Below are 17,247 nucleotides of genomic sequence, written 5' to 3' on the forward strand. Positions count from 1 at the left end.
AGCGTGATTAAGATATCTTAAATTACTAAGATACTTCCCACGAAGCCCCGTCCTCTTTAGGGCGGGGTAGTTCACATATATTTCTTTTCCCCTTATTTGAAATATATTGATTTTTAATTTTTCATTTTCTTTTAAAAAGCCTTTAATTAAGTACTTATTTTTTAAAAGTTTAATTGCATAACTTCTTTTAAAAATATCTTTGTATGATTTTCTCTTTATTTTTCTCATTTTCTAGTTCTCCCAGTGCTATAGTTCTTTTATAAAAAATCCATCATTTTACTGTAAATACCCCAATGCAAGTAAAAATTTTACATCATTAAATTTTGCACTCATATTTATATTCACAACTGAAACTTGCTCGTGTCTTTTATTAAAATTTAAATTATAAGTTGTTATAGCTTTTAAAATTTTATATTCTTTATTATCTAACTCTCTCATTAAATCGTTAAATGCTCGATTACTTGCTTCTTTTATTTCATCCTCTGTAAATTTTTTGTTATTAATAATTTCTTTACACATAATCCTTCTCCCGTTTCTTTAATCTTAATCCTAATATAAACTTTGCTTCAAGTTGAAGCAAAGTTTAAAATGAATATCTTATTCCAATTCCCCCGTATACTTGATTATTACTTCTTACAATTGGAGAATCTGAAATTTTATCATCAAAATACTCTACTCCCACAAATGTATTAACCACAAGTTGCTCTGTTATGTTTGTTTCTATTGCTATATTAGCTCCTGCACTAAAAGAATCTGATGTTGAATAACTTTTATTAATTTTAGGACTTCTTATAGCTTCTTCTTGAGAAACTCCTACATAATAATTTAAAAACTCTTTATCATAATATTTAAAAGATAATGTTGGTAAAATTGCCACTCTATCATTTATATAAATAATCTTAGAAAGATTTATTTCTCCTTTTGAACCATGTTCTCCCCATATATAATTTATATTTCCAACTGTATCTTCTGTAAAATCAAAATCCATTGATAAACCACCCATCAATTGACTCTTTCTATCTTTTATATTATAACCCTTATCCATATCAGAATTACTAATAGACCATCCTTCAAAATATCCACCTAATGGTTCTCCAATTACTGACCAAGAAAAACCATCTTCCTCATATGCTTTAATTCCTACTGTTCCACCATTTATAAAAAATCTATCGTAACTCAAATTAACCAATGGTAAGGGTCTTATTTGGTCTTTAGCTCTATAAATTGAATTTGAGAATGTTGTTGCTATCCCTATTGATTGAACTTCATTAGCCATAGTCAAAGAGCTAATTGCTAATGCTCCTAGTAATAAATATTTTTTCATTTTTTATCTTCCTCCCGATTTTGATTTTCCATTAATAAATTGACATTTCTTACAATAGTTTCTCCATCTAATTTTTTATAATTTAACCATTTTATATTAAATTCTTCAGTTGATAGATGATAATACTCTTTACATTTCTGTTGATCTATTTCTCCTGATGTTGCAACATAAGCTAATTCTAATGGACTCAATGCTAATTCAAATAATCTACTACCTTTAGGACTTTTAAAATAGTATTGTCTTTTAATAATCGCACTATAAATTATTTCAATTTCTCTTTCATTTAATCCAAACAATTTATATATATCACTATCTTGTTTTGCATTTGCATTAGGTAAGAAAAATCTAGTGTAACAAGCGTCTAAAACTGCACTTAATATATTTGAATTTGCTATATCTGATAATGATTGAGTAGCAAAAACAACTGAAGTATTTTTCTTTCTAAGAACTTTTAACCATTCTCTTATTTTTGCTTCAAATTTTGGATTATCGAAAAATAACCAACATTCATCAAGAGTAATTAATGTTGGCTTCCCATCCAACCTTTCTGTTTCAATTTTATGGAATAAATAATCTAAACATGGAGCTATCGCTTTTTTAGTTTGAGCTATCTTTTCCATTTCAAATACTTGAAAATTAGAATTTGATATTGTTTCTTTATCCCCATCAAAATATTTAGCATATTGTCCTTTTCCAAAATATGGTGCTAAGCCTTCTTTCAATGATAAATCTTGTCCACCAACAAAATTAGCAAAAGAGCTTAAAGTTCTAAAATTAGTTGGAGTAGTTGCAAGACTATTTAATGCTGTCCATATATATGATTTTTTTTGAGGATTTAATTCTACCCCTTCACTTTCTAATATATTTTCTATCCATTCTTGACACCATTCTCTTTCTTTAGGATCATCACATTTTGCTAAAGGCTGAAATCTTAAATTATCTTCTCCTAAATCATAAAAATTACCACCTATAGCTTTTGTTAATACTCTGCTAGAACCACCTTTATCAAAACTAAAAACTTGTGAATTTTTATATTTTTTAAATTGAACTGCCATGAAAGCTAGTAATACTGATTTTCCTGCTCCTGTCGGTCCGACAACTAAAGAATGTCCTACATCATTATAGTGAATATTGGCTCTAAAAGGTGTATTCCCACTTGTTTGAGAGTAAAACAAACTCGGTTCTTTCAAATGCTTATTAATTTCATCACCTGCCCATACTGCTGATATGGGTAATAATGTCGTTAAAACTTGTGTGTCCATTGGTGGTCGTCTTACATTTGAATATATATTTCCTGGTATTGATGACTGCCATGATTCTTCAGTATTTATAGTTTCTACTTCTGCTATAAACCCTAATGAATTTAATAAGTTTTTTACTTCTTTTAGTTCTTTAAATAATTGATTTTGATTTTTATTACTCAAAACAATACTTGCCGTATATTGACCTAATGCTGTTTCTTCTGCTTCAATCTTCCTTCTAACTTCTTTTAATTCATTTGCATTATTATACGCATTTATATTTATATTTTTTGTTTCTTCTTTTGTCATAATTTCTTTTATAACTTGCCATAAATCTTTTACTTTTCCATCCCAATTTCTTAGATAAGAGTTAATCTCTTTTAATGCTTCTAGTTTGTCATAAATCATGTATCTTGTTACAAATCTATACTCTAAGGGTAATCTATTAAGCCTGTCTAAAATAACTGACGTTGTAACATCAGGGAAGTTATAAATACTTACTGTTCCTATATATTTTTCTCCTAATTTTGGTTCTAATCCACCTATAAATTCACAATCACTTATAAACCCATCAAAGAGCATTTTATATTTTTGTTCTTCACTTAATTTTATTTTAAACTCTGTATCTGATATACAACTATGAAAATAATTTATTATTTCATCTGTATTTAAAGCTTTTAACTCTTTACATACAGTTCCTAAAACTAAATAAGCTGCATTTATAGTATCTTTGAAAATTTGTAAAGAATTGCTATATAAATCTAATCTTTGTTTATTCTCACTTTCTAAAAATAATTTGAAAAATTTTTCTGTTTTTTCAATTGGGATTTTATAAGTAAATGTTAAATAATATTCACTTTCATAATGTGTACCTGATTTAAAAAATTCTTCTCTTTCTGTTTCAACTATAAACGTTGGAATTTCTTTAATAAATTTTGCTCTATTATAATCTTCAGATTTTTTTCTTCTAGCTTCACAATGTATTGTCCAATTTCCACCTAATCTTTTTAAGAAATTATTTACAATCCCTAAATTTCTTTCTAATTCAGGAATTGTACAAGAATCTAAATCTTGACCTCTAAATTTAAAAACTGAACTTAAAGAATAATTTTTATTTATTATTATGTTTTCTTCTAAACAGTAAGCCCAGGGAAAAGCATATGCAATTCGCTCTGTTTCTTGATATTCTTTAAACATTTTTATCTCCTATTATGATCTGTATTTTTTTTTATTCTTCAAATATTTCATTAATACTTCAAACCATTGTGGATCTTTTTTTGTAGCCCATACTATAAATCCATGAAGTATTATTGATAACATTATAAAAAATATTATATAAAAAAATGTACCTGTTGCAAAAATCCCTACCATAGCTAGTACACCATTAAAAATTACTGGTTTCTTTGACCCTCCACCCATTGTCAAAGGAGTTGTTAAAGCCTTTGGGACTTTTTGTCTATAATCCATTAGACCACCTCATTTAATATATATTCTCCATTTTTATAGCCATCAACTGTTACAATTTGTGTAATTTTTCTCTGACCTTCAACTTTTGCTATTACTACAACTAAATCTACAGCTCTAGCAATAAGTTTAGATTGTGGATTCGCTGAAACTTCTTGAATATATTGCTCTAATTTTTCTAAACCTCCTAAACAATCATCAGCATGAATTGTAGATATTCCACCTGGGTGTCCACTATTCCATGCTTTTAATAAATCTAAAGCAGCTCCATCTCTTATTTCTCCCACTATGATTCTTTCAGGAGTTTTTCTCATTGTTATTTTAATTAAATCTCTTATGCTTGTATTTTTACAAGTTTTCATTCTAACTTTATTTTCTGTTTCACATTGTAATTCTTGTACATCTTCTATTAAAACAACTCTATTTTTATATTTTGCTATTTCTTTTAAAATAGCATTACATAGTGTAGTCTTTCCTGAAGATGTTCCACCAACTACTAATATATTTTTTCTATCTTTAACAGCTTCTTCAATTATATTTTTTTGACGTATTGTCATTACTTCGTTTTTTAAGTAATCATTAAGTGAAAAGACTCTAATAGCTTTTTTTCTAATATTAAAACTAACATTAGAAACAATTGGAGGAATTTCTATTTGAAATCTAAATCCTGTTCCTGGTAATTCTCCACCTAAATGTGGACAATCTTGATTTATCTCTGCTCCAATATGACTTGCTAGTAAATAAGCTACACTTAATGCTTTTTCATTATCTATAATTACTCCTGTATCTTTAGTCCCATCAAAAGTATCTATCCATAATTTCCCATCATCATTTAGCATAATTTCAATTACACTATCATCTGAAAAATATTTAACTACTTCTTGACCTAAAGAATAGTTTAAAAGCTGTATTAAAGAACTATTCATTTTTTATTTCCCCTTGATTTTCATTCTCTGCTTTAATTCCATTCAATTCTTTTATTTCTCTTATTCCATTTTCAACACAATCTACTAAAAGTTTCATGTTATCATCTTGCTTTAAAAGTTCAATTAATTTTTCATTCATAAATAATGGTTTTAAATTTTTATTCCAAATTTTTATAACTTCTTTATTAAATACTTTTAATTCATTCTCTTTAGCACCTTCCAGTTCTTCATAAATTCTAAGAACTTTAAATCTCGCTAATTCAATTCTAGTTAATTTTCCATTTTTTTGCTTTTCTCTTAATGTTTGTAACTCTATTCTTTCATCTTGTTTCATTCTTTTATCACCCATTTTTTAATTTTTTTAATTTTACTTTTCATAAATGCTTTTACTTTTTGTTTTATTTCATTTCTATAATTTCTTTTCTTAGTTTTATAAACAGATTGTCTATTTATATATTTTTCTTCAGCATACCATCTTACCTTTTTTCCATAAATTGGACTAAACCCTGTTACAAATATTAAACTATCTGCTTTAGGTAATTTACTAATCTCTGCTGAATATAATAACGGTCTTGACATAAGTGATTCAGAATAATTCCAATCTGAAAAATATTTCATTCCTTTATATGATAAATTCTTTACAACCACAGTTTTATTTCCAATTTTTTTCTCCAACATTTGTGGTGTATCAGTATCATTAGGTGCGTAATATATTTGAATATGGCAGTTATCTATTATCTTATTGTTCTTACCATAAATGCTATATAATTGATTTAATGATTGAGTTATCATAAATGCTTTTACTCCATAACCTGCACTAAAAGCTAAAGAAGTTTCAAAATCTTTCATTTTTCCAATTGCAGGGAACTCATCTATAAGCAATAATAATCTATGCTTATAAGGTTTCCCCTCTATCTTTATTTCTGCTGTTAATTTATTTATTATTTGCATGATTAGTATTCTTGCTAATACTTTTACTTTTTCTAAATCTTTTGGAGGTGTAACAAAGTAAAAACTTATTGGTTTTTCTCCATTCATTAAATCTGTTATTTGAATATCTGAAGAACTTGTATTTTCTCCAATTAATGGTGTATCGAAAATTTCTAAGTTTGTTTTTGCTGAAGATATTATACCCGATCTTTCTTTCTCTGCTCTTCCAAGCATATCTGCTCCCATTCTTGAAACTTTTGGGTGAACATATGGTCTTTCTTCGCCTTTTAAAGTGATTAAATCTTTTGTTATGTATTCAAATAAATTATCAGCCTTTGATTTATCCCATTCAAATTGCTTTTCTATATCTTCTGTAATATGGTCATTAAAAGCCATAGCTTTTAATTTTTCTTCTTCTGTTGTTGAAGGAGAAGTTAAAAATCTATATACATCCCTCAAACAAGCTATTTTCCCTTCATTTATCTTTGAATACATTACAAATATAATAACTGCCGTTAAAAAATTTACTGCTGTTGGACCGAAAAATGTATCTGATTCATTAACTGTTATCAATGCTTCTACAATTTCTCTAGCCTGGTTATATTCATAAACTGTACCTAATTGAATTTCAGCTAAAGGATTATATTTATTAGAGCTTAAATCTGTTGGTGCAAACCTTATAATCTTTTGTCCTATTTTCTCTCTATATTTTGATGTTAAAGCAAAGTTCTCATTTTTTATATCAAGAACAAACACAGACCCTTTCCAAGTTAAAAGAGTTGGAATAACAAGTCCTACTCCTTTACCTGATCTAGTCGGTGCCATAGCAATCATATGTTCTAATCCAAGACTTCTAAGCTCTCTACCATACGTATCTCTACCACATACCACACCATCTGAATATCTTTCTTCTTCATCTTCTATTTGATTGTATAATTCAACTGTTTCAGCTCTTTTAAATTCTTTTATTACATTTTCTTTTGTAGTAAGCAACCCCATGTCAGGATTATCAATTTCATCTTTTGTAGCCCAATCAGCCGAACCATGACTATCTAATTTCTTTTTGCTCTTATTTAGAATTGATAAAATTAGAACACTAAATATTAAAACTCCAAATAAAACTGAAGTTGCTGAATTATTAGCTACTGGTGCTGTTTCTCCATGTTGTTCACTCCATTTTATAAATAAAAATGGGTTATATAACTTTGCTTCAACTTGAAATAAAGTTTTAACTAACAATGGTTTTCCTAATCCTGGATGAAAGTTAGTCTTATATGCAAACATTTGTGTAGCTCCACTAAACGCAACTAATATCATTGTTATAAAAAATATAAAACTAATTTTCTTTTTTGTTTTTTTATTCATTCAAATACCTCTTTTATAATTCTATTAATTATAAAATCTATTTAATCTACTTCGACTACATTTACAGTAAATATATCTGAATCATTAGATAATTCATCTAATGATATTTCGCCACTTTTTAACATTTTTAAAAATTTTTCTTTAGCTTCTTCTGCTGTTTTAGCTTCAATAGTAGGCATATTTTGTATTGCCATATCTACCCACGCATCACAATTCCATTTTTTCATTTTTTATTCACTCCTTTTAAGATTTTTTTAGTCGTTTCCGACTAACTATCGCCTTCAAAAGTAATTTAAAATCTATTACTTTTTCAGTTTGATTCTTCAGATTATTTATATGGTTTTAGAATTAAATCACTATGAACCATAATATTAAATCTATCACCTTGTTTGATTTGAATTGTTGGCTGACGATCTAATGCTTTATCTGCAAATTTATCTCCAACTTTTACAATTGTTTGTCCTGCTCCTTGTCCTGCTGCATATTTCCAATCATCATTATTACTATTATCTTGTGTTACGATAGCTGCTGTCGCTCCCATAGCTGATGATAATAAAACACCTTTCATTAATGTTGCAAAATGATTATTAACTTTTCCAGTTAATCCTGCCTGTCCTGTTAAATCTACTCCTTGCATATTATCTAAATTTATACTCATTCCATTTGGGAATATCATTCTTTGCCAAATGACTAATAATCTATTTTGTCCCCAAGTAACATTTGAATCATATGTTCCTGTTATTCTAGTTCCTTGTGGAATTAATAAATAGTTTCCTGTTACAGTATCAAATACATTCTCTCTTACTTGAGCTGTTATTACTTTTGAAGGTAAATCACTATCCATAGCTGTTATAACTATTGCAGGTATAAAATCCCCTGCTTTTACTTCAAATGGCGATATACTCCCTTCTAATTTTGAACTTATATAATTTGAATGTGTTGGTTCATTATTTAAAAAACTTTTTTTTGAGCCTTGTCTATTTAAATCATAATCAGTATAATTTCTATTTGTGTCATTTTGAGCGACTCTATTTTCTCTCTGATTTTGATTTACTGGAAAAGAAATAGAGCTTCTCTTTGCATTATTTGCTTCTTCTCTAATTTTCCTTAATGCTTCTCTTTCTTCTTCACTTAATTCTCTCTTACTTGTTTGTATAACTTTTTTATTTTCTATAACATTATTTTGTTGAATTGAATTATCTATTTTATCTTGATTATTTTCTGCTTCAACTCCACGATCTGTAACTATCATTTTAGAATAATCTGTTTCTAATTCTAAATTTAATTGTTTTTGTTCCTTCACTTCTTTTTTAGGTTCTTCTATAGGTTTATTATTAGTTGAAGGTGTTTTAAATATATTGTAAATCAATACACCAACTATACACACAATAGGAAATATCAAATACTTTTTTTTGATATGTGTTCCTTTGTAAAGTCTTTCCTTTTTTTCATTTTCCTGTTCTTCAGATTCTTCCTTAATTTCAATGTTTTCATTATTTATTTTCTCTTTAGATTCCTCTTTAATTTCAATATTATTGTTGTTTATTTCTTCTTTAGATTCTTCATTTTCATACATAAATATCACATCCTAATTGGGTAATAATCTTTCTCATTTTTTATAAAACTTCCATCTTTTTTTATAACAACTTCTCTTTTTCCTAATTTCAATACTGCTTGTTCAAATAATCTGTCGACTATATAATAATTATTTTTCACTCTGTATCTAACTAAAACTACTTTTCCTGTTTGGTCATCTTTTATAAAAAGAGCTGGTGCTTCTCCTGTACTCATTTCAGGTTTCATAACTATATAAGTTTTTTGTCCATCATCAAATACTTGTTGAGGACTCCAATTATATTTTTTATTATTCCATTCATATTTATTATTTAAATTATTCAGATTAACTAAACTTGTTGTTTCCTCATTATTTGCTTTAATCATTTTTGCAATTTTAGCTTCTTGTGGATAAACAAACTCTACAACTGGGTTATACCATTCATTAGCACTTTGTAAAAAAAAGTTATAACTTCTTTTATTAGTATTTACTACTAAATTTGTTTTTATTCCTGGATAAAAAGGTTTTAAAACAATTGCTTTTCTTTCTCCTTGTTTTGAACCTGTTACTCCTTCATCAATCGCCCATCTTGCTGTATCTCCACCTGCTAAGTAAATAACTTCTTCATCTGAATTTAAGTAAATTGTTGTTAAAAATCCTGTTCTTGCATAAACTCTATACATATCATTTTCGTTGTAAACAAATGTTGTTTTAACATTTTGCTTTGCTTCCTTTAATCCCGTTTTTATAACTGGTTCTTGATAAGAAAAATCTTCATACTGTAACTCAACTGCTCCTAATGCCATACTTGACAAAACTGTCATTAATATTGCTATCTTTTTCAATTTTTTCACCTCTACATTTCATTGTTAAAACTATAATCTGTTATTGTAATTCCTACTGGATTTATCAATAGTTTTTCTTCTGAATTAGATTGAATTATTTCTATTGTATAAATTCCTGATTTTTTTATCTTTTCAACTATATTTCCTCTTTCATCATAGCCCGTTTCAATCCATCTAACTTGATAATTTTTATTATCAACTTTTAAGATTGTTGTTATAGAAATATCTCTAGTTTCTTTATTTTTCATTTTATCTTTTGTATCTTCTGCTATTATTTGGCTTTTTAATTTCGTTTGTGCTATTTCTCCTAAAAAACTATATGCTTCTTTTATATTTCTTCCATACATAATTGGGTCTAATGGAATTGATCTAGTTTTTAATATAAAATTTCTTAAAGTTGACATGATTAATTTATCATTTGCAACATAATTTATTCTATTTATTGCTCCAATATTTTTTACTATTCCTTCCTCTTTATTAACTTCTACAATATATGGAATTATTTGAGTTTGAGTAGCAACTTTTATAAATCCTAATAAAGAAATTGTAAATAAAATTGTTTGTGATAAAAAAGCAATTTGCCAATTTCTAAGCGATTTTGCTAACTTCATATACTTTTCATTAAAAACAGAATCAGGGTTGCTTGGCAACCCCCCTTGTGTCTTTAATTTTTCTCCTGGTTTAAACTTCATTTATGCCTCCAATTTACATTTGTACTGACCCTGAAAATCCAAAGAATGATAATCCCCATGTTGAAGCAGCAAAAACGATAGAAATACCAAGAACAATATTTAACATTCTTTTCATTGCACTTCCCATTTCTCCAAATGCCATCATTCCACCACAAGCACAAATTGCTAAAATTCCTATAGTTTTTGCAACTGGTCCAGTAAACGATTTTAATAATTTATCTAATGGTCCTTCCCATGGCATATCTGTAGATGAAGCGAAACTAAATTGACTAACAATTATAAGTAACATTACTACAAGAATAAATTTATAATTCTCTTTTAACCAACCTCCTTTTTGAGATTTTTTTGCTCTGTTTTTAATGAAAATTGCTTTTTCCATTTTAATTCCTCCTGCTTATTTTTTTTATAAAAAAAATGCCCTACACGAATAAAAATAAAATAGTAATAAAACTATTTATATTTCATATTGTGTAAGCAATTTTTTCTTTTGTATTTTATTATAAAGATATTCATTTATTCTGTTTAACTTCTATGCTTCAAGTTGAAGCATAGAGTTTTTTCTAAATCCTTAATATGATTAGCTTAGGATTTAGTAAAAAAACTCCCCCAGATTAAGAAAATTAAAAATAAAAAAATTATTGTGGCAAAAACTTTATTTAAAAAATTAGTTCGTTCAAAAGTTCTTTGATATTCGCTAAATGTATCTACAATTTTTTTAGCTTCTGTTAATTGTTCGGCTATTTTAGCATCTCTATCTTTTATTTTTTCTAAATCTTTTTCAATATCTTGCCTATTTTTTCTTGATTCCTGAGTTAGTTCAATTAATTTATTGGCTATTATATTTTGATTTTTTTTAAGTTCCTCTATCTCCATTATCTCTCCAATCCTCTACTTTTCGATTTACTCCAATTATTTTTTCTAACTTTTTAACAATTAAGTTGAAATTTAAAGCTACATAATATATACAAATAAAGAGTATTGTGTACCTGTAAACACTCAATTCTTGAAGGGTTATAATGAAATTTCTAACTCTTTTTTTAGTGATTTTTCTATTTTTGGTTGTTTTTCTTTTTCATACTTTAAAACATGAGTAGAAATTTTATCTGCTTCTTTAGAAGCTGTAAAAATTTCATTAGGGTCATTTTTTAAAACATTTATCCAACTTTGAAGATAAGCATTAGAGTTTTCTAAATGTCTTTCGTTATAATTTAATCCTTTTTCTTGACCGATAAAAACACTTGCAAATTCAGCTTTTAATTCTTCCTTTGCATAACTTTCTGTTCCAAATCTTCCCGATAAATCTCTATTTAATCTTTGAGGATGTCCTGTACTATGTGCTAGTTCATGTAAGGCAGTTCCATAAAATGAATTTTCATTTTTAAAAACTTCTTTTGGAGGAAGTGCTATAATATCTTTTTCAGGAGAATAAAAAGCTCTATCATCACCATATTTTATTTCAATATTTGAATTTACTAAAATATCATTAATTTTGTTATAATCAACTTCTCTTTTTTCTTTTTGCAGTTCAGGAATACCATCAATTTGTTGTCCATTAAATACTGTATAAGTTTTTCTTAAATAATATAAATTTTTATCATATTCTAGCTTTTCATTTTGAGATAATTTATTGTACATTTCTTTATTTAATGGTTTATTTGTTTTTTTATCTATGATTGAAAAATATTCTATTTTTGTTCCTTTTTCTCCTTCTCTTACTTGCCAATTTTTCTCCTGAGCTTGTTTATAAGTCATCCATCTGTGATCTTCATAATCTTTAAAACAAGATACAGAATTTAAAACTATATTATTAGACCCTTTATATATCGTTCCTGTTACTGGATTCATTGGAGCTTGTGAATTTTCCCAGTCCTTTTCCCAGGGAATTTTACCTTTCTCTAAAGATTCTATAACTTTTTCTACAAATTCTTCTCTGTGAGCATTATTTTTATCTTTCTTTTCCATAATATTCTCTCCCATATAATAATGAACTTAAATTTTTCTTTTCAAAAATTTCTTCTGTGTCTGCTTCTTCATTTTCAAATGGATTTTCTTCAAAACTTATTCCTATTTTGTCTGATATTTCTATCATATTTTTATTTTCAAGTGGATTTCCAATTAATATGCCATTATCATATAATAGCTTTTCAATTTCTTTTCCATTTTCATCATATTTTATTAACCATCCTTGTCTTGAACCACTCCTTGATAGTGGACATCTTTCTTTTATTTTTCCATTTGGATAAAATGATTCGTAATATTTTTTATTCATTATATTTCCTCCCATTTCTCATAAAATATATTTTTCCTTCTTGATAACATTTTATTTTATAATTTTCATTTTTTAAATGTAACTCTGCTAAAAAACCAATTACTAAATTTAATTTATAATTTAATGCTTCTGCTATTTCAAATAAAGCACCTCTCATTATCAATAAATGATTTCTTTTTTTCTTTTCTTCATAAGATAAACCTTTAATAGCTTCCCTGTCATTATCTTCTATAAAAGTTAATCTTTTTTCTCCATATTTTTCGTATTTTTCTATTTCAATGTAATTAACTTTTTTTAAATTAAATAAATGTCCTAACAATGTTTCTTCATCAAATACTAAAACATCTGTATATTCCATAGCAATTCCTAACTTTAACAACTTTTTACTTCTCTCTTTTCTTTTCTGTTTCCAATTCAGATTTGCTTTGTTCTTTTTTACTTTCTCCTTCCTTATCTCCTTCAGATATTTGTTTTTCGCTTTCATCAATTTTTCTTCTAGTATTTTTGTTTTTTTCAACTCTTATTTCTCCCCCATTTTCAAAGAAAATACTTTTTCCTGAAGGAATATTTTCTTCAACTTCAAAAGTTTCTTCTAAAACTTCTTCTTGCTCTTTTACATCATTGTTTAAATCATTAGAATATATATTACTTGAAATTAATATAATTCCAAAAACTAGTAAAAAATTTCTTTTTTTTATCATTTTTTTCCTCCTTTAAATTATAATTCCCAACCTTCTTTTTCTTTTTGTAATTTTATCTCTAAATTATTTTGGTTTGGCTTTTTATCTTGTACTAATGCCTTTTTCAATCCTCCTAAAGTATGCTTTAAATCTTTTTGAAGTTGAATAGGCTTGTTTTTAGTATAAGGTTTAAACTCTCTTTCTAAACCTACTATTTCATTAAGTTTTCTCTTAATCAAATATTGGATATTTCGATCTTCTTTTAATGATTTATTTTCTTTTTCAACTCTTTTTTTAGCTGTATTTAAACATTTATTAATATTAGAAGATACATCTTTTAAATAATCTGAATCTTTATATTTTTTTAATAAATTTTCTTCAGAAGATTTACATTTATTATAATTAGTTTTTAACGTTTCAATATCTTTAGATATTGATGATCTTTTTATAAAATTCAACTTACTTGTTTGACTTAATTCTTTTTCTAAATTATTAATATCTTTAGATATTTTTTTAGCTTCAAAGAATACCTTGTTGTATTCTCCTTTTGTAATTTTGTTTAATGCAAGTAACTGAATAGTTGTATATCCATTTTCTAATTTCTTTTCAGATGTAAATTTATCTAATTTTTCTTTTCCTTTTTCTAATGTATCTACAGTTTTATTTAAGCTATTTATTTTTAAATCACAACTTTCTAAAAGTCTTTTAGCTTCTTTTTCCAATAACTTTTTATTTGGAATTAATTCTTTTTCTTTTTCAACTAAACTATTTTCATAGGATAATATATTCATTCTTTGCTTATATATTATAATGTTATATTTTTCATCAATATTATTATTAGAATAATATTCATAATTTGTTTTTGCTTTTTCTAATTTAACTAAATTTTCTATATAATTTTTTACCTTATCTGTATTTGTATTTTCAGATGTTCCAAGTAATGTTTTTATAACTTTTAATTCATTATCTTTTTTTGCTTTAATTTCATTTTCTAATCTATCAACTTTTTCTTTTTGTTTTTCTAATCCATCAATCATTAAATCATATTCTTTATATTTATAATCTAATTTTTTCTCAATTTCTTTTAATTTTAAATCAGATTCTTTATATCCTTCTCTTTCACCTATCATTAATTGAGTTTGCATTTTATTAGTCAAAGATTCTTTTAGCTGTTCATTTATCATTATATCTTTTGTTATAGCTTCCAATCTAAAGTTTGTTAATACATTTTTTGCAAGTTCTCTTGGATTTTCAACTTCAAGTTCTTTCATTCTAAATTCTAAACTTTCTGATGAAGCATTTTTATATTTATTTTCATAGGATTTAGTTATTTTTTCTTCTTGTAAAGATTCTAATTTATCTATTCTATAATCTTTTGAAGCTGCTTGATATATTTCTTTTTCTCTTTCAAAATCTCTATTTATTTGTTCATAAATTCTTTTATATTTTGGACTATTTTCATTTTCTAATTTCAAAGAATTAATAGTTTCTTTCAACTCTTTTTCTTGCTTTCTTAGAACTTCATTTAAAGGATCAATTAATAACTGATTTTCTATCTTTCTTAAAATTTTTGAATGCGAATAAAAAGCACCTTTTGTTATTATGTTTAGTGCTTTTAATTTTAAATCTTCTTCAGTTGTATTAGTAATTTTATTTAATTTTAATTGACATTCTTCTTTAGTTGGAACTACATTTCCTTTTTTAATTTCATACTCTCTTTTTTTAGAAGCTCTTATCTCTTTAGCTTCTTTATATTTTGTAATACTTTCTTGTTCTTCTTTACTTAAATTCTTAAATCCAACTCTTTTTATCTTTCTTAAAGTTTTTCCCAATATATTAACAGGGTTTCTATCTAAAAAATCTGCTTTATCATATTGCTCTTTTTTTATTGCTTCCTCTCTTTGTTTCTTTAAAGATTCACAAGAAACTCTTTCATCAAAACCATTTTTTTCTAAGGCTGTATTTGTTATAACTTCCCATGATTTTCTTAAACTTAAAAGCTGTTCTTTCTTTCTCCATATATTATCTTTTTTAGCTCCACCAAGTTCAGGTTTTTTTGAATTTGCTCTTTTGAAAAACTGTTCTTTGGTTCTTAAAATATCATCTAATTCTCTTTCAGAAAACATTAAATGACAATGTAAATTTTTCTCACCATCTTTATTATGTGATTCATGTATTGCAAAGGAATATGGATGTTTATATCCTATTTCATTCTTTACAAAATTTTGAACAAGTTCGATACCTTGCTCGTGATTAAATTCATTCGGAATATTTAATTCTAGCTCTCTATATGAAACTCCATTTATTCGTTCAAAGTTATCAGCACTTTCCCAAAAATCAATTGCTGATGTTCCATCAATAATACAGTCCATATTTCCAGATTCTTTATATATTAAATCTTCTTTTGCTTTAGAATATTTGTTCTCTCTTAAAATGTACTCAGCATGAGCTTTAGCAACTCCTACTTTTCCTTTTTTGTAATGTAATCTATATTCTGCCATGCTAAGTACACCTCCTTTTCTTTTTAATCAAATTTTGAAAAAATTTACCTTGTTAATCAATCACATTTATGTGATGATTTCTACACGCAAGTTTCTCATTTATGAGAAACTGGTAAGCGTGCCTTTCTAATTTTTTAAATCCCGACCGAAGTCGAGATTTAAGTTCTAATCTCCGATTAGAAAAATTTAGAAAGGACTTTTTTTAGCTGATAAGCTGAAAAATGTTCTTTGATCTTTTAATGTTTTTTATCTTTTTTTATTTTGGTTTTTTATTTTTATTTTTTTAGTTTTTAGTGTTATTTTTTCATGGTATGATTTTAATTTTATATCGACACTAAATTTGTAGAAAAAACTTGAAAGTTATATAAAAACCTAGTATAATACTAATACTACATATTAGTATAAAATATGTAGTATTAAAGCTAACAAAAACAAGGACTTTGTCTGTTCTTGTTTTTTTTTATTTGACAATGCTACATTTAATTTAATTTTTTTATAAAAATATGTAGTATTAAAAAATATAACTTTGCTTCAACTTGAAATATAGTAAAAATACAATTATAATGATTAGATAACTTATAAGGAGAATTTTTCATGTTAAACAAAAAGGGTCAAGAAGTAAAACATATTCAAGAAGATGATCTAAAGAGAATTAGAGAATATTTAAAATTAAAAAATAAAATTGTACTTCTCTCATTTATCAATATTGGTGTCAATGTTGCTCTAAGAATTTCAGATTTAAGAAATTTACGATTTGAAGATATTATTGATGGAAGATATATTGAAATTAAAGAAACTAAAACTAAAAAAAGAAGAATTATCGCTTTGAACTCTGCTGTTCAAAAAAGTTTAAAAGAATTAAAAACATATTATAAATCAATTGGATATTCAAATACAGAAGGATATATTTTTAAAAGTCTTACTAGATATAATAAAAAATTTTTAATAGATACTCCTTTTACAAACAATGGTGTCAGTAAAGAATTTAATAAGATAAAAGATATGTTAAATATATTGTACCCAATAGGTTCTCACTCTCTTAGAAAAACTTGGGGATATACAGTATATAAAAAAACTAAAAATATTGCTATCATTATGAAAGCTCTAAACCATTCTTCAGTTGAACAAACATTAAAATATATTGGAGTAGAACAAGAGGATATTAACAATCTTTATGATGAAATAATCATATAAAAAATACACAAATAAGACTCAATGTTTTATTTGTGTATTTTTATATTATTTATTTTTAGTACGCTCGTAGTACGCTTTTGTTTTTTTTATTTTAAAATCATAATAAATTTAAGGTAAAACCTTATATTTAGCTACTATTGCCATGGAATAATTTTAATTTTTTTTAAAAAAATATTATAGAAATAAATTTTATCAAAACGCCCTGAGAAAACCTCTTCCTCTGTAAGGGAGAGGATGAATCAGGGCAATCTTTTTAGTTTT

The 17,247-nt window shown here is 26.0% G+C and carries 20 protein-coding genes; 1 reads left to right on the forward strand and 19 read right to left on the reverse strand.

Annotated features, from left to right (window positions below):
* From L992_RS05250 to L992_RS05340, 19 genes are all read right to left on the reverse strand, one after another.
* Nucleotides 1–228 (reverse strand): hypothetical protein (locus tag L992_RS05250; RefSeq protein ID WP_047394807.1); only part of this gene is annotated, 228 nt, incomplete at its 3' end.
* A gap of 48 nt (nt 229–276) precedes the next feature.
* Nucleotides 277–519: a hypothetical protein gene (locus L992_RS05255; protein WP_047394809.1), complete on the reverse strand. Its 243-nt coding sequence runs from the start codon at nt 517–519 to the stop codon at nt 277–279.
* A gap of 64 nt (nt 520–583) precedes the next feature.
* Nucleotides 584–1,324: a MipA/OmpV family protein gene (locus L992_RS05260; RefSeq protein WP_047394810.1), complete on the reverse strand. Its 741-nt coding sequence runs from the start codon at nt 1,322–1,324 to the stop codon at nt 584–586.
* Nucleotides 1,321–3,762, reverse strand: coding sequence for a hypothetical protein (locus L992_RS05265; protein ID WP_052193909.1), 2,442 nt, complete (start codon nt 3,760–3,762; stop codon nt 1,321–1,323). The genes L992_RS05260 and L992_RS05265 overlap by 4 nt, the downstream gene beginning before the upstream one ends.
* Nucleotides 3,763–3,774: 12 nt before the next feature.
* A complete protein-coding gene (locus L992_RS05270; RefSeq protein WP_047380750.1) occupies nt 3,775–4,032 on the reverse strand; it encodes a VirB3 family type IV secretion system protein in 258 nt (85 codons plus the stop codon).
* Nucleotides 4,032–4,955: a P-type conjugative transfer ATPase TrbB gene (gene trbB / locus L992_RS05275; protein WP_047380748.1), complete on the reverse strand. Its 924-nt coding sequence runs from the start codon at nt 4,953–4,955 to the stop codon at nt 4,032–4,034. Before trbB ends, L992_RS05270 begins: the two co-directional genes overlap by 1 nt.
* On the reverse strand, nt 4,948–5,289 hold the full coding sequence (locus L992_RS05280; protein ID WP_047380746.1) for a hypothetical protein: 342 nt from the start codon (nt 5,287–5,289) through the stop codon (nt 4,948–4,950). Before L992_RS05280 ends, trbB begins: the two co-directional genes overlap by 8 nt.
* The gene (locus L992_RS05285; protein ID WP_052191625.1) at nt 5,286–7,250 is read right to left on the reverse strand and encodes a type IV secretory system conjugative DNA transfer family protein; all 1,965 of its coding nucleotides are present in this window, start codon (nt 7,248–7,250) and stop codon (nt 5,286–5,288) included. The genes L992_RS05280 and L992_RS05285 overlap by 4 nt, the downstream gene beginning before the upstream one ends.
* A gap of 41 nt (nt 7,251–7,291) precedes the next feature.
* On the reverse strand, nt 7,292–7,477 hold the full coding sequence (locus tag L992_RS05290) for a hypothetical protein (RefSeq protein ID WP_047380744.1): 186 nt from the start codon (nt 7,475–7,477) through the stop codon (nt 7,292–7,294).
* 101 nt (nt 7,478–7,578) lie between these two features.
* Nucleotides 7,579–8,826 carry a TrbI/VirB10 family protein gene (locus tag L992_RS05295; protein WP_052193910.1) on the reverse strand — a complete coding sequence of 416 codons (1,248 nt, stop codon included), beginning with the start codon at nt 8,824–8,826 and terminating at the stop codon, nt 7,579–7,581.
* A 5-nt stretch (nt 8,827–8,831) separates the two neighbouring features.
* Entirely contained in the window at nt 8,832–9,650 is an 819-nt protein-coding gene (locus L992_RS05300; RefSeq protein ID WP_052193911.1) for a TrbG/VirB9 family P-type conjugative transfer protein, read from the reverse strand.
* A gap of 11 nt (nt 9,651–9,661) precedes the next feature.
* Nucleotides 9,662–10,342, reverse strand: a complete 681-nt coding sequence (locus tag L992_RS05305) for a type IV secretion system protein (RefSeq protein WP_047394812.1) — start codon at nt 10,340–10,342, stop codon at nt 9,662–9,664.
* Between the two features lie 13 nt (nt 10,343–10,355).
* On the reverse strand, nt 10,356–10,721 hold the full coding sequence (locus L992_RS05310) for a TrbC/VirB2 family protein (protein WP_081982715.1): 366 nt from the start codon (nt 10,719–10,721) through the stop codon (nt 10,356–10,358).
* Nucleotides 10,722–10,924: 203 nt separating this feature from the next.
* Nucleotides 10,925–11,215 carry a hypothetical protein gene (locus tag L992_RS05315; protein WP_047382686.1) on the reverse strand — a complete coding sequence of 97 codons (291 nt, stop codon included), beginning with the start codon at nt 11,213–11,215 and terminating at the stop codon, nt 10,925–10,927.
* A 138-nt stretch (nt 11,216–11,353) separates the two neighbouring features.
* Nucleotides 11,354–12,304 carry an ArdC family protein gene (locus tag L992_RS05320; protein ID WP_052193912.1) on the reverse strand — a complete coding sequence of 317 codons (951 nt, stop codon included), beginning with the start codon at nt 12,302–12,304 and terminating at the stop codon, nt 11,354–11,356.
* Nucleotides 12,288–12,611 (reverse strand): hypothetical protein, encoded by a 324-nt coding sequence (locus tag L992_RS05325; RefSeq protein ID WP_047384052.1) that lies wholly within the window; start codon nt 12,609–12,611, stop codon nt 12,288–12,290. Before L992_RS05325 ends, L992_RS05320 begins: the two co-directional genes overlap by 17 nt.
* Entirely contained in the window at nt 12,604–12,990 is a 387-nt protein-coding gene (locus L992_RS05330; protein ID WP_052193913.1) for a hypothetical protein, read from the reverse strand. Before L992_RS05330 ends, L992_RS05325 begins: the two co-directional genes overlap by 8 nt.
* A gap of 4 nt (nt 12,991–12,994) precedes the next feature.
* On the reverse strand, nt 12,995–13,312 hold the full coding sequence (locus L992_RS05335; RefSeq protein ID WP_047381373.1) for a hypothetical protein: 318 nt from the start codon (nt 13,310–13,312) through the stop codon (nt 12,995–12,997).
* Nucleotides 13,313–13,329: 17 nt separating this feature from the next.
* Entirely contained in the window at nt 13,330–15,792 is a 2,463-nt protein-coding gene (locus tag L992_RS05340; RefSeq protein ID WP_047394820.1) for a MobA/MobL family protein, read from the reverse strand.
* Between the two features lie 594 nt (nt 15,793–16,386).
* Between L992_RS05340 and L992_RS05345 the strand changes: the two genes are divergently transcribed.
* Nucleotides 16,387–16,986 carry a tyrosine-type recombinase/integrase gene (locus L992_RS05345; protein WP_047380742.1) on the forward strand — a complete coding sequence of 200 codons (600 nt, stop codon included), beginning with the start codon at nt 16,387–16,389 and terminating at the stop codon, nt 16,984–16,986.
* The last annotated feature ends 261 nt before the right edge of the window (nt 16,987–17,247 follow it).

The organism is Cetobacterium sp. ZOR0034 (genome assembly GCF_000799075.1).
Taxonomy (GTDB): domain Bacteria; phylum Fusobacteriota; class Fusobacteriia; order Fusobacteriales; family Fusobacteriaceae; genus Cetobacterium_A.